A 12603-nucleotide genomic window follows, 5' to 3' on the forward strand; every position below is an offset into this window, starting at 1 on the left:
ATTAGAAATTGAAATAGGGTTCCCCGCACACCTCGGCGGCCTTGGCGGACATCCCCCCGCACGGGAGACATGACATGAGCGAAACATCCCTGCGCAAGCAGCTTGAACAGGCGCAACGGCGCATAGATGAACTCGAAGAGTCCCTTGGCGAGGCCGCCAGGGCGACCTGCGAGGACCGCTACCGCATGGTCTTCGAGAACGCGCCCGGCGGCATGGCCATCGTCACCGAGCAGGGGAGAATCCTCCTGTCCAACGCCGAGGCCAAGCGGTTCCTCGGCCTGTCCGGCGACGACAGCGAGCGCAACGTCGAGAATTTCTACGTCAACGTGGAGGACCGCAAACGCCTCCTGGCGCTGATCCGCGAAGAGCGGCACATCCGCAACCACCCGGTTCTCCTGCACCGCGACGGCGGGCCCTCCATGTGGGTCAGCCTGAGCGCCCGGGCCATCGACTACGGCGGGGAGCCGGCCAACCTGATCTCCTTCACGGACATCACCGAGCACCGCCGGGCCCTGCGGCGGCTTGAGCTGGACGAACTCCGCTTCGAACGGCTCTACGCCCTGTCCGAGATGACCCAGCACACCGAGAAGGAAATCCTCGACTTCGCCCTGGAGGCCATCACCGAAGTGACCGGCAGCGAGATCGGGTACATATATCAGGTCAACGAGGACCAGACCGAACTGACCCTGCACGCCTGGTCCGAAAACGTCATGAAACGCTGCACCATCAAGGACGCCCCGGAGGTCTATCAGATCTGCGAGACCGGGCTTTGGGGCGAACCCCTGCGCCAGGGCAAACCGGTCATCATCAACGACTACCCGAGCCTGAAGAAAAAGAAGGGATACCCCGACGGCCACATCCCGGTGCGCAACCATCTGGGTGTGCCGGTCTTCGAGGAGAACCGCGTGGTCTTCCTGGCCGGGGTGGGCAACAAGCCCGAGGACTACACCGAGGACGACATCCGCCACATGGAGCTGATCATGAACGGCACCTGGCGCATCGTCCAGCGGCGCCGGTCCAGGGCGGAACTCCGCGCGGCCCATGCCGAACTCGAGGAAAAGGTCAGGCGGCGCACGGACCGGCTGCAGCAGGTCAACCGCGAACTGGCCGGGCTCAACCTCCAGCTGATGAGCAAGGACCAGGAGCGCGAACAGGCCCGCATGGAGCTGTTGCGCTACCAGCGGATCATCGAGACCAACCCGGACCTCATCTCGCTGATCGACGGCCACTACCGCTACGTCATCGTCAACGAGTCCTACTCCAGAATTTTCGGCCTCAAGCGGGAGTCCATCGTGGGCCAGCCCGTGAGCATCCTGTTCGGCTCCGGCGCCTTCGAGGAGCGGTTCAAGCCCGCCATCGACCGGGCCCTCAAGGGCGAGACCCTGACCGAGGCCACCTGGCTGCACCTGCCCGACGCGGGCGAACGCTACATGTCCATCACCTACCAGCCGGTCCGGGTCCAGGGCGACGAAACCGAATACGTCTCGTTCGAGGCCCGGGACATGACCGACCTCAAGCGCAGCGAGGAAAACCTCAAGGCCATAGCCGAGCGCCTCGACCTGGCCACGGACGCCGCCCACATCGGCATCTGGGAGTGGGACCTGCGCACCGACGACCTGCTCTGGGACCGTAAGATGTTCGACCTCTACCAGGCCGAGCCCAGGCCTTCCAAGGAACTGTTCGACTTCTGGCGCAGCTGCATCCACCCCGAGGACCTGGCCGCCACCGAACAGCAACTGGCCCGGTCCATCGAGACCAAGGAGCCGCTCTACCTGGAGTTCCGCATCGTCCGGGCCGACAAGGCCGTCCGGCACATCCGCATCGAAGGGCTGGTCCAGATGGACGACAAGGGCATGCCCATCCGGCTCATCGGCATCAGCATGGACGTCACCGAGCAGCGCAAGATGGAAGACGAACTGCGCACCCTGGCCTCCACCGACCCCCTGACCGGGGCGAGCAACCGCCGCCAGTTCATGTCCCGGCTGGGCGAGGAGTTCGAGCGCTGCAAGCGGTACAACACCTCCCTGGTCCTCCTGTCCCTGGACATCGACCACTTCAAGCGCATCAACGACACCTACGGCCACCCGGCCGGGGACGACGTGCTCAAGGAACTGGTCGCCCTGTGCCGGAACACCCTGCGCACCACCGACCTCTTCGGCCGCGTGGGCGGCGAGGAGTTCCAGGCCGCCCTGACCCAGACCCGCATCGGCGCGGGCGAGAACACCGCCGAGAGGCTGCGCCGCCGTGTGGAGCAGTGCGAGGTCAGGACCCACGACCAGATCATCACCTTCACCATCAGCATCGGAGTGACCGCCCTGGCCCCGGAGGACGAGTCCATCGAGGGGCTGCTCAAGCGGGCCGACGACGCCCTGTACCAGGCCAAGCGCAGCGGCAGGAACCGAGTCATCGTCCTCTGACCCCTTGACGCGCCGCGCCCGTCTCCCTACCCTTTTCGATAACGAATACTGCGACCACTGCGAGGTTCCCCCCATGTCCCTTTTCAAGAAAGACAAGAAAGAAGACTGGTTCCTTCCCGAAGACGTCCGCAAGCAGCTGACCGAAACCTTCCAGGCCCTCAAAGAGCCCGTGCACCTTGAACTCTTTGCCCAGCCCGGCGTCAACGACGAGTTCGCCGACTACACCGCCAAGTTCGGCGCGGACCTGGCCCGGCTCAACGACAAGATCACCTTTGAAAAATTCGACATCCCGTCCGACCGGGCCACGGAACTGGGCGTGACCGCCTCGCCCACCCTGTGCCTCAACCCGGACGACTACCACATCCGGTTCCTGGGCGCGCCGCTGGGCGAGGAGGGCAAGTCCTTCATCACCTCCATCATGCTCGTCTCCCTGCGCATGAACGGGCTGTCCGAGGCCTCCCTCGCCCTGCTCAAGCCCCTGGACGAGGAGCGGCTGGTCCAGGTCTTCGTCTCCCCCTCCTGCCCGTATTGTCCCGGCCAGGTCATGCACGCCGTGAAGTCCGCCATCGCCCGGCCCGGCCTGGTCAAGGCCGAGTGCGTGGAGATGAACGAGAACCGGGAACTTACCGAAAAGCACAACGTCGGCTCCGTGCCGCACACCATCTTCGACAACGGCGCGCACGACGGACTGGGCCTCATGCCCGAGGAGCGCTTCGTGGTCGAGATGGTCTACCTCAAGTCCGCCGAAGAGCTCCTGGACGAGGGCAAACTGCCCGGCGTGGAAGGCTTGCAGACCGCTACCGGCTACGGGACCATCGAGCCCGGAGCCGTGGACCTGGTCATCATCGGCGCGGGCCCGGCCGGGCTGACCGCAGGCATCTACGCCGTGCGCGCCGGGCTCAAGGCCGTGGTCCTGGAGAAGTCCATCGTCGGCGGCCAAGTCGCCCTGACCCCGGTGGTCGAAAACTACCCCGGTTTCACCAACGTACCCGGCAAGCAGCTCATGGACATCATGAGCGAGCACGCCCGCCAGTACGTGCCCGTGCACGAAGGCGAAGGCGTGGAGTCCATCACCATGGGCGACCCGGCCAAGGACGAGCCCATCGTGGTGACCACGGCCCGGGGCGAGTACCCGGCCAAGGCGGTCATCCTGGCCACGGGCGCGAGCTACCGCAAGCTCGGCGTGCCCGGCGAGGAGACCTATTTCGGGCGCGGGGTCAACTACTGCGCCTCCTGCGACGGCTACCTGTACAAGGGCAAGTCCGTGGCCATCATCGGCGGCGGCAACACCGCCCTGACCGACGCCCTGCACCTCAAGAACCTCGGCGTGAACGTGACCATCGTCCACCGCCGCGACGCGTTCCGCGCCCAGCAGTCCCTGGCCGATTCCGTGGAGCGCGAAGGCATCCCCGTGCTCTGGAACACCGTGGTCGAATCCATCGAGGGCGACGGCAAAAAGGCCACCTCGCTCAAGCTGCGCAACGTCAAGGACGACGCGCAGACCGAGCTGCCCCTGGACGGCGTGTTCATGGCCATCGGCCAGAAGGCCGCCACCGAACTGGCCAAATCCATGGACGTGAAGCTCAACGCCGACGGCTACGTCGAGGCGGGTCCGGACATGCGCACCAGCGTGCCGCGCGTCTACGTGGCCGGCGACCTGACCGGCGGCCTGCAACAGATCGTCACCGCCATCGGCGAAGGCTCCGTGGCCGCCATGTCCGCCTTCGAAGACATCTCGCACCCGTACTGGAAAGAGTAGGATCGCCTCCGGCGGCCGGGGGAAGGGGAGAAGGAAACCCTTTGAAAAGGGCTTTCCTGTGCAACCGGAAACATGGGTAACACTTCTGCCCGGGTACATGGGTAACACTTTTATTGTTCGTCTACCGGTTCCGGGGGCCTGATCAGGCCCCCGGAACCGGAGGCGGGCAAGATGCCGAGCAGGACTGATCCGGCGTAGATGTTCAAGTCGCCGGCGCGGTTTTCCAGAAGGCCGATCAGACTGCCGGCCAGGCCCTGGCTGATGTACCGCCTGCGGCCCCTCCACTTGATTTCCCCGGTGTTTTTGACCCGCCGGACAGTGTGCTGTGCGGCGTATTGAAAGTCCGGTATTTCAGCTGGATATCTTCTCTCCGATCGGACGTAGACCTGGGCTGGGACGGCCATGCCCAACGCTTCATGGGGCCTGTTGTGGTTGTAGTGCCGACGCCAGGCGCGGAAGCGGCGCTGCTGTTGCCGCAGCCCTCTGCCCAGGCGGATTTCCCGCTTGAGGCTGCGGTGCATCCGCTCGTGCGCCCCGTTTTGTTGCGGCTTGCCCGGCTCGATAAACTCCACGTCGATCCCCAACCGCAGCCAAAGAGCACTCAGCCGGGACAGGCCGCCCGCTCCCGCCCCCGCGAACGGCGTTCCGTTATCCACGCGGATTATTTCGGGCAGGCCGAATCGGGCGAAAGTCCGGTCGAAGGCCTCCCGCGTGGGCGCGAAGGCGGGCCGGGACAGGGCCTCGCACCCCACGAGAAATCGGCTGTAACTGTCCATAATCGTTAATGGATAGCAGGTGCTTCCGCAAAGCATCCTGAACCAGCCCTTGTAGTCGACGCTCCAGACGTGGTTGGGATGCTCGGCTCCGTCAGCGTGTCTGGCCATTGCCGAAACCGGGCGTTGCGCCGCCTGCGCGCCTTGACCAGCCCCGCGTCCTTGAGGATGAGGGCGATGGTGCTGTGGGAGGGAGGCCGGAGCCCCCGATTGCGCAGCTCACCGGCGATCTTGCGCGGCCCGATGCCCGGCCACGCCTTGCGCAGGGCCACGACGGCCTCCCGCATTTCAACAGGCGTCCTATGCGGACAACCGCGCGGCCTCCTGGTCAGCTCCATGAATCCGAACTTGCCGAGTTCATGGTATCGTTTCAGCCACTTGTATCCTGTTTTTCGACTGATGCCGTACTTGCGGCACAATGCCGACAGGGCCTCGGCGCCAAGCTGCGCCTCCATCACAAACAGCCATCGTTGATCCATAGGTCTGACCTCATTCCAGGGCATGGGCACCTCCAGGCTCTCATGCCCAAAGTGTTACCCCTGTTCCCGGGCTAATGTGTTACCTATGTACCCGGGCTGTACCTCCTTCTCCCCTTCCCCCGGACCCCCATCCCCTCATCCTTCCTAAACTTTTTGGAGCCGCTTCGCGGGGTGCGCCATGGCGCAAGCCTGCCTGCCTTCGCGCATGGGGTTGTTCCTGTTTCGGTAAAACGGGCTTGACTCCACAAGGCCCCACTGCTACCCCTGAACTCTCCGATGTGACCATCGGTCACTTTTTGACCGGAAGTCGCAAAACGACCGATGGTCGCAATAAAAATCTTGCGATTCCGGGGAACGAGGACAGGGTATGGCGACCAGACAGCAGGAAAAATCCCGGCAGACCATGCAGGAGCTCATGGCTTCGGCCATCGCGTTGTTCGGCACCAAGGGGTTCGCCTCCACCTCGGTGGCCGAGATCACCGAGCACGCGGGCTACGCCAAGGGCAGCTTCTACCGCCACTGGAACTCCAAGGACGAACTGTTCCTCCAGATCGTGGAGCAGAAGTTCAAGGAGTACCGGGCCACCCGGCACGACCGGGTGCAGCGGGCCGCCGACCTGTCGGAGGCCATGAACATCATCTGGGATTTCCTGGAGACCATCGTGGCGGACCGCAACTGGTCGGCCATCTTCCTGGAGTTCACCATCCACGCGGCCACCAACGAGTCCCTGCGCCGCCTCCTGAACCAGTCCGACTACCGGCTCTCGGACCGGGTCTTCGCCGACCTGGTGCGCGACCACGTGACCAGCGACTTTCCCCCCGAGAAGATCGGGGCCCTGAACACCGCCCTGTTCGAGGGCTTTCTCATCCACCGCGCGCTCGGCACCGAGACCCTGTCCCTTGCCGAAGTGCGCCAAGCGGCCATCGACCTGGCCGTGAGGAACGGAACCAGGCGGGACTGATCCCGCTACGACCATATCACTTCATTACAAGCGAGATGCACCATGCGTAAGATCCTGCTGACCCTGACGGCACTGGCCCTGATCGCCGCCGGCCTGGCCTCCCCGGCCTGCGCCGAGTCCGTGCGCCTGACCTATTCCAGCTTCTTCCCGCCCACGCACATCCAGTCCAAACTGGCCGAGCAGTGGTGCAACGAGGTCGAGACCCGCACGGGCAAGGCGGTCATTATCGACTTCTACCCCGGCGGCACCCTGAGCCCGGCCAAGCAGTGTTACGACGGCGTGGTCGAGGGCATCTCCGACATCGGACAAAGCGCCCTGGCCTACTCGCGCGGCCGCTTCCCGGTCATGGCCGCCGTGGACCTGCCCATGGGCTACCAGAACGGCGTCCAGGCCACGGCCGTGGCCAACGCGGTCTACGACAAGTTCTCGCCCGCCGAATTCAACGACGTGGTGCCCATGTACTTCCACGCCCACGGCCCGGGCCTGCTCTTCACCGTGGACAAGCCGGTCAAAACCCTGGCCGACCTCAAGGGTCTCAAAATCCGCTCCACCGGCAACTCGGCCAAGCTCATCGAGGCGCTCGGCGGCACCCCGGTGGCCCAGCCCATGCCCGCCTCCTACCAGTCCCTGCAGAAGGGCGTGGTCGACGGCTCGGTCCACCCCATGGAATCCAACAAGGGGTGGAAGCTCGGCGAGGTGGTCAAGCACTGCACCCAGTCCCAGTGCGTGGGCTACACCACCACCTTCTTCATCGTCATGAACAAGGACAAATGGAACGAGATTTCGCCTGAAAACCAGAAGATCATCCTGCAGATCAACCGGGAATGGTCGGTCAAGCACGGCCAGGCCTGGGACGCCTCGGACGCCGAGGGCAGGAAGTTCCTGGCCTCCAAGGGCGGCGACTTCATCGAGCTCGATCCGGCCGAGGCCGACCGCTGGGTTCAGGCCGCCCGGCCCGTGCTCGACGGCTACGCCGACGGCGAGGGCAAGGGTGTGGACGGCAAGGCCGTTGTCGAATTCATTCAGGCCGAGATGGCAAAGACCCCGTAAGCCGCCAGGCGGAACGGCTTCTCTGCGGACATGCGCCCCGGTTCCAAGCGGCAGTACGGAACCGGGGCCGCCCCGCGGAGGCCATGTTTCACGGGCAGGGCTCGGGGCATTCCATATACAAGGGGGGAGACTGCGGACTCCTCCTCGGACCCCATGCAACCATCCGGAGGGAGACAATGAAGAAACTTTTAACCACGGTCCTGGCCGTCGGACTGCTCTGCGCCGGGTTGACCGCGCAGGCCCAAGCCGAGGTCAAGCTGACCTACTCCAACTTCTTCCCGCCCGCCAACCACCAGTCCCAACTGGCCGAGGCGTGGTGCAAGGAAGTGGAAAAACGCACGGGCGGCAAGGTGGTCGTCGAATACTATCCGGGCGGCACCCTGTCCAAGGCCGCCCAGTGCTACGACGGCGTGGTCGAGGGCATCTCCGACATCGGCCTTTCCTGCCTGGCATACTCGCGCGGCCGCTTCCCGGTCATGGCCGCCGTGGACCTGCCGCTGGGCTACACCAGCGCGGCCCAGGCCACGGCCACGGCCAACGCGGTCTACGAGCACTTCAAGCCCGAGGAACTGGCCGACGTGGAGCCCATGTATTTCAACGGCCACGGTCCGGGACTGCTGTTCACCGTGAGCAAGCCGGTCAGGACCCTTGAGGACATGAAGGGCGAGAAGATCCGGGCCACCGGCAACTCGGCCAAGCTGGTCGGCGCGCTCGGCGGCACCCCGGTGGCCAAGCCCATGCCCGAGAACTACCAGCTACTGCAAAAGGGCGTGGTCGACGGCTCCATGCACCCCATCGAGTCCAACAAGTCCTTCAAGCTCGGCGAGGTCTGCAAGTTCGGCACGGACTCCTACTCCGTGGCCTACACCACCGTGTTCTTCATCGTCATGAACAATGACAAATGGGCCTCCATCGACCCCGAGTCGCAGAAGATCATCCGCGAGATCAACAAGGAATGGGCGGCCAGGCACGCCGCGGCCTGGGACGAAGCCGACGCGGACGGACGGCGGTTTTTCCTGGACAAGGGCGGCGAGATCGTCCAGCTGACCGCCGAGCAGTCGACGGCTTGGGCCGAGGCGGCCCGGCCCGTGCTGGACGGCTACGTGGCCGAGGTGGCCGAGAAGGGCCTGGACGGCGAGGCCATCCTGGAATTCACCCGGTCCACCCTGAAATAACCGATTACAAGACGGGGCGGGACCGATTCCCGCTCCGCTCATCGTGCAAAGGATTGAAAATGGAAGAAGCCAAGCGGCCGCTCCACATCACTGAAAAGATCATGCGCATCGTCGCGGCCGTCTGCCTGGCGGGCATGGCGGCCATGACCGGCGCGGACGTGTTCCTGCGCGGGGCGTTCAACACCCCCATCTTCGGCTGCGAGGAGATCGTGGCCATCCTCGGCGTGGTCGCCGTGGGCTTCGCCCTGCCCTACGCCCACTACCAGAAGAGCCACATCGGCGTGGAAATCCTGGTCCGTCGCCTGCCCAGGCGGGTCCGCGAGGGTGTGGAACTGGCCACCAACCTGGCCACATTGGCCCTGGTCTCGGTCATCACCTGGCGCATGTTCCTCTACGCCGGGACCCTGGCCGAATCGGGCGAAGTCTCCATGAACCTAGAGCTGCCCGAGTACTACGTGGTCTACGTCCTGTCCTTCGGCTTCTTCGTCTACGCCCTCTGCCTGCTCGCGGACGTCGTCAAATTCTTCGGGAAACGGGGGGCCTAGCCATGGATCCGACCACAGCCGGAATCATCGGCATCTGCATCATGGTCATCCTGTTCATGACCAGGATGCCCGTGGCCTTCGTCATGATGCTCGTGGGATTCGTGGGCTTCTCGCTGCTGACCTCCTGGCGGGGAGGTCTCAACCTGATGAGCCGCAACGTTTACGACGCCTTCGCCTCCTACGAACTGTCGACCATCCCGCTGTTCATCCTCATGGGCCAGATCGCCTTCAACTGCGGCATCTCCCGGCGGCTGTACCAGACCGCCTACCGTTTCCTGGGCAACACCCGGGGCGGCCTGGCCATGGCCACGGTCTCGGCCTGCACCGCCTTCGGCGCGGTCTGCGGGTCCAGCCCGGCCACGGCCGCGACCATGTCCACGGTCGGCATCCCGGAGATGAAGCGCTACGGCTACGCCAACTCCCTGGCCGCCGCCTCGGTGGCCTCGGGCGGAGGGCTGGGCATGATCATGCCGCCCTCGGTGGTCCTGATCATCTACGGCGTGCTCACCGAGCAGTCCATCGGCGCGCTCTTCGTGTCCGGCATCCTCCCGGCCTTCCTGCTGACCTTCCTGTTCATCGTCGGCATCTACATCCAGTGCAAAATCAATCCGGCGCTGGGCCCCAAGGGCGACACCTTCACTTGGGCCGAGAAGTTCCGCTCCCTGGCCAACCTCATCGACACCCTGCTCATCTTCGCCCTGGTCATCGGCGGCCTGTTCTGGGGATGGTTCACACCCACCGAAGCCGCGAGCATCGGCGTCATCGGCGTGCTCGCCCTGGCCTTGATCAAGCGCCAGCTCACCTGGCAAGCCTTCGTCAACTCGCTGTACGAGACCCTGCGGACCTCGTGCATGGTGCTGGTGCTCATCGCGGGCGCGGTGGTCTTCGGCAAGTTCCTGGCCGTGACCCGCATCCCGTTCGACATCGCCAACTGGGTGTCCGCCTTCGACATGCCGCCGTTCGCCATCATGGGCACGATCATCCTGATCTACTTCATCGGCGGCTGTTTCATGGACTCGCTGGCCTTGATCATGCTGACCATCCCGGTCTTCTACCCGGTGGTCACGGGCATGGGCTTCGACCCCATCTGGTTCGGCATCATCATCGTCCTGGTCACCGAGATGGGGGTCATCACCCCGCCGGTGGGCATAAACGTCTACGTGGTCTACGGCATGTGCCGGAAGATCGCCCCGGACGTGACGCTCGAGGACGTGTTCAAGGGCATCCTGCCGTTCATGCTCTCCATCGTCATCGGCATCGGCCTGCTCTTCCTCTTCCCGCAGATCATCCTGTTCCTGCCCGGACTGATGTACTGACGGACCGGACGAGCCGACGCGCGTAAAAAAGCCCCGGACCGAGTCCGGGGCTTTTTTTTTGCGCACAACACGGCTCGGATCAATAGCGTTCGAGCCCGCCGTCCTGGCCGCCTTCCGGCCCAGGTAACGCCTTGGGCCGGACGCTTGCGCGGTCGCCGCGCCCCTGTCCGCAGTCGAAGAACGCCATCATCTCCTGCAGGCTCTCGCCCTGTCCGGCCAGTTCCTCGGAGGTGGCGGACACCTGCTCGGCGGCCGAGGCGCTGCTCTGGGTGGCGTCCGAAACCTGGTTCACGGCCGTGCCGATCTGCTTGATGACCAGGTCCTGCTCCTCGCAGGCGGAACGGATCTGGTCCATCAATTCCGAGGTCCTCTCGATATCCGGGACCAGTTCATCCAGCATGTGCACGGCCTCGTCCGAGGCCATGACCGTGGATTCGGAGAGCTGGCTGATCTCGCCCGCCGCCTTTCCGCTACGCTCGGCCAGTTGGCGGACCTCGGCGGCGACCACGGCGAACCCCTTGCCGTGCTCACCGGCGCGGGCCGCCTCGATGGCCGCGTTGAGGGCCAGCAGGTTGGTCTGCCGAGCGATATCCTCGATGATCGAAATCCGCTCGGCGATCTCCTTCATGGCCCCCACGGCCTGGGCCACGGTCTCGCCGCTCCGGGCGGCCTTGCCGGCAGCCGTGGCCGCGATCTCGGCGGTCTCCCGGCTGTGGCCCGCGTTGCCAGCGATGGAACGGGTGATCTCGGAGATGGACGAGGCCAGTTCCTCGGCGCTGGCCGCCTGCTCGGTAGCCCCCTGGGACAGGGTCTCGGCCGTGGCCGAGAGCTCCTCGCTGCCCGAGGCCACGTTCTGCACGGCCCCGTTGACCCCGAAAACCACATCCCGCAGCCGGACGATCATCTCGCCCATGGCCCCGAGCATGCGCCCGATCTCGTCCTTTCCCGACGCCCGCACGTCCCGGCTCAGGTCGCCTCCGGCCATGGCCGAGGCCACATCAAGGGCCAGGGAAACCGGCCTGGTGATCATCCGCGCCAAAAGCCAGCCGATCAGCAGGGCCAGGATCGCGGACAGGCCGACGCCGCCGATGACGGCCAGCTCGGAGTGGAGGGAGTCGGATCCCATGTCCCTGTCCGCGTCGTGCCCGATGGTCTCCAACGCGGCCATCAGCTCCCGGCCCACCTCGTCGACCCGGGTGTCCGCGAGGTCGATCTCGCGCAGCAGCTTCTCGTAGTCGGCCTGAGCGGCCATCACCTGGCCGGCCGCGCCGCGAAAGCCCTCCTCGTGGACCCGGTTCAGGTTCCTGATCCGCTCGATCAGTTCCGGTTCGTCCACGGCGACCACTATCAGGCCGTCCAGGCTGCCGCCCTCGAGCAGGAGGCCGACCAGCCGGTCGAACGCCTTGAGGGTGGCCTCGTATTCCTTTGCCAAAACCGCCTCGCGCTCCACGGTCCCCGGCTGGACATACTCCTCCATGACGATGCGGGACCGGCCGATGTTGATCTTGATCTCCATGGCCATGTCCGCCCAGGATATCTCCCGCGAAAGGATGTCGAAGGCGTCGGCCCCGGCGATTATCCGCCGGTCGATGAGCTCGTCCACGCCCTTCTCGAATTCATCCAGGGCCAGGGCCACCGATTCGTGAGCCGCCTCCAGGGTCTGCATGGCCGCCGCCCGGCGCTCCATGGCCGCGAATGTGGCTTTCTTGAGTTCGTAAACGCTGCGGACGACGGGGGTGAATTCGTCCTTGTGCCGGGTCCGGACCCGGGTGGTCAGGTCGCGGATAACGGGATTTCGCGCGGCCCGGATCTTGGCCCGTTCATCGGACACGCCCTGCAGGACGCCGCCGGCGAAATAATCGAAATCGCCTGCGACCTTTCCATGCTCGGCCCAGCTTTCGTCCAGCGCCTTCCCGTCCGAGGCGTCCAGAAACTCCATGACCATCTGCATGTCCGAGCGCACGGCGTACTTCATCTCCAGGGCGGCATCCACGATGTGGCTCGAGGCGACCATGTCGTCCTGAGCCACTTTGACGTAGACTCCGGTGGCCAGAAAAAGCACCACGATAATCAAGAATCCGCCGATGATTTTCGTCCCGACGGGGACATCCGACAACCTCATTCGATC

General features: G+C 64.9%; 10 protein-coding genes. 7 read left to right on the top strand and 3 right to left on the bottom strand.

The window, feature by feature from the left end:
* The first annotated feature begins 74 nt into the window (after window positions 1-74).
* The gene (locus ACR42D_RS15745; protein ID WP_484567742.1) at window positions 75-2417 is read left to right on the top strand and encodes a diguanylate cyclase; all 2343 of its coding nucleotides are present in this window, start codon (window positions 75-77) and stop codon (window positions 2415-2417) included.
* 73 nt (window positions 2418-2490) lie between these two features.
* The gene (locus ACR42D_RS15750) at window positions 2491-4176 is read left to right on the top strand and encodes an FAD-dependent oxidoreductase (protein WP_484567743.1); all 1686 of its coding nucleotides are present in this window, start codon (window positions 2491-2493) and stop codon (window positions 4174-4176) included.
* A gap of 110 nt (window positions 4177-4286) precedes the next feature.
* Here the strand turns inward: ACR42D_RS15750 and ACR42D_RS15755 are convergent, their stop codons facing one another.
* Together ACR42D_RS15755 and ACR42D_RS15760 are read right to left on the bottom strand one after the other, a co-directional pair.
* Entirely contained in the window at window positions 4287-5060 is a 774-nt protein-coding gene (locus ACR42D_RS15755; RefSeq protein ID WP_484567744.1) for an integrase core domain-containing protein, read from the bottom strand.
* Entirely contained in the window at window positions 4958-5428 is a 471-nt protein-coding gene (locus tag ACR42D_RS15760; protein WP_484567745.1) for a helix-turn-helix domain-containing protein, read from the bottom strand. The genes ACR42D_RS15755 and ACR42D_RS15760 overlap by 103 nt, the downstream gene beginning before the upstream one ends.
* A 367-nt stretch (window positions 5429-5795) precedes the next feature.
* Between ACR42D_RS15760 and ACR42D_RS15765 the strand changes: the two genes are divergently transcribed.
* The 5 genes from ACR42D_RS15765 (at window position 5796) to ACR42D_RS15785 (ending at window position 10475) form a co-directional block, all read left to right on the top strand.
* On the top strand, window positions 5796-6389 hold the full coding sequence (locus ACR42D_RS15765) for a TetR/AcrR family transcriptional regulator (RefSeq protein ID WP_484567746.1): 594 nt from the start codon (window positions 5796-5798) through the stop codon (window positions 6387-6389).
* 42 nt (window positions 6390-6431) lie between these two features.
* Window positions 6432-7439, top strand: a complete 1008-nt coding sequence (locus ACR42D_RS15770) for a TRAP transporter substrate-binding protein (RefSeq protein ID WP_484567747.1) — start codon at window positions 6432-6434, stop codon at window positions 7437-7439.
* A gap of 176 nt (window positions 7440-7615) precedes the next feature.
* Entirely contained in the window at window positions 7616-8614 is a 999-nt protein-coding gene (locus ACR42D_RS15775) for a TRAP transporter substrate-binding protein (protein WP_484567748.1), read from the top strand.
* Between the two features lie 59 nt (window positions 8615-8673).
* A complete protein-coding gene (locus ACR42D_RS15780) occupies window positions 8674-9159 on the top strand; it encodes a TRAP transporter small permease (protein ID WP_484567749.1) in 486 nt (161 codons plus the stop codon).
* Window positions 9160-9161: 2 nt separating this feature from the next.
* Window positions 9162-10475 carry a TRAP transporter large permease gene (locus tag ACR42D_RS15785; protein WP_484567750.1) on the top strand — a complete coding sequence of 438 codons (1314 nt, stop codon included), beginning with the start codon at window positions 9162-9164 and terminating at the stop codon, window positions 10473-10475.
* Between the two features lie 79 nt (window positions 10476-10554).
* On the opposite strand, the gene ACR42D_RS15790 is transcribed toward ACR42D_RS15785, so the two are convergent.
* On the bottom strand, window positions 10555-12597 hold the full coding sequence (locus ACR42D_RS15790; RefSeq protein ID WP_484567751.1) for a methyl-accepting chemotaxis protein: 2043 nt from the start codon (window positions 12595-12597) through the stop codon (window positions 10555-10557).
* Between the last annotated feature and the right edge of the window lie 6 nt (window positions 12598-12603).

This window comes from Pseudodesulfovibrio sp. lm2024, assembly GCF_051175575.1.
GTDB lineage: Bacteria > Desulfobacterota > Desulfovibrionia > Desulfovibrionales > Desulfovibrionaceae > Pseudodesulfovibrio > Pseudodesulfovibrio caledoniensis.

Bases quoted from the DNA above. Each gene is read 5' to 3' on its own strand.
- ACR42D_RS15745 (WP_484567742.1), top strand. From the start codon at position 75: ATGAGCGAAACATCCCTGCGCAAGCAGCTTGAACAGGCGCAACGGCGC.
- ACR42D_RS15750 (WP_484567743.1), top strand. From the start codon at position 2,491: ATGTCCCTTTTCAAGAAAGACAAGAAAGAAGACTGGTTCCTTCCCGAA.
- ACR42D_RS15755 (WP_484567744.1), bottom strand. From the start codon at position 5,060: ATGGCCAGACACGCTGACGGAGCCGAGCATCCCAACCACGTCTGGAGC.
- ACR42D_RS15760 (WP_484567745.1), bottom strand. From the start codon at position 5,428: ATGGATCAACGATGGCTGTTTGTGATGGAGGCGCAGCTTGGCGCCGAG.
- ACR42D_RS15765 (WP_484567746.1), top strand. From the start codon at position 5,796: ATGGCGACCAGACAGCAGGAAAAATCCCGGCAGACCATGCAGGAGCTC.
- ACR42D_RS15770 (WP_484567747.1), top strand. From the start codon at position 6,432: ATGCGTAAGATCCTGCTGACCCTGACGGCACTGGCCCTGATCGCCGCC.
- ACR42D_RS15775 (WP_484567748.1), top strand. From the start codon at position 7,616: ATGAAGAAACTTTTAACCACGGTCCTGGCCGTCGGACTGCTCTGCGCC.
- ACR42D_RS15780 (WP_484567749.1), top strand. From the start codon at position 8,674: ATGGAAGAAGCCAAGCGGCCGCTCCACATCACTGAAAAGATCATGCGC.
- ACR42D_RS15785 (WP_484567750.1), top strand. From the start codon at position 9,162: ATGGATCCGACCACAGCCGGAATCATCGGCATCTGCATCATGGTCATC.
- ACR42D_RS15790 (WP_484567751.1), bottom strand. From the start codon at position 12,597: ATGAGGTTGTCGGATGTCCCCGTCGGGACGAAAATCATCGGCGGATTC.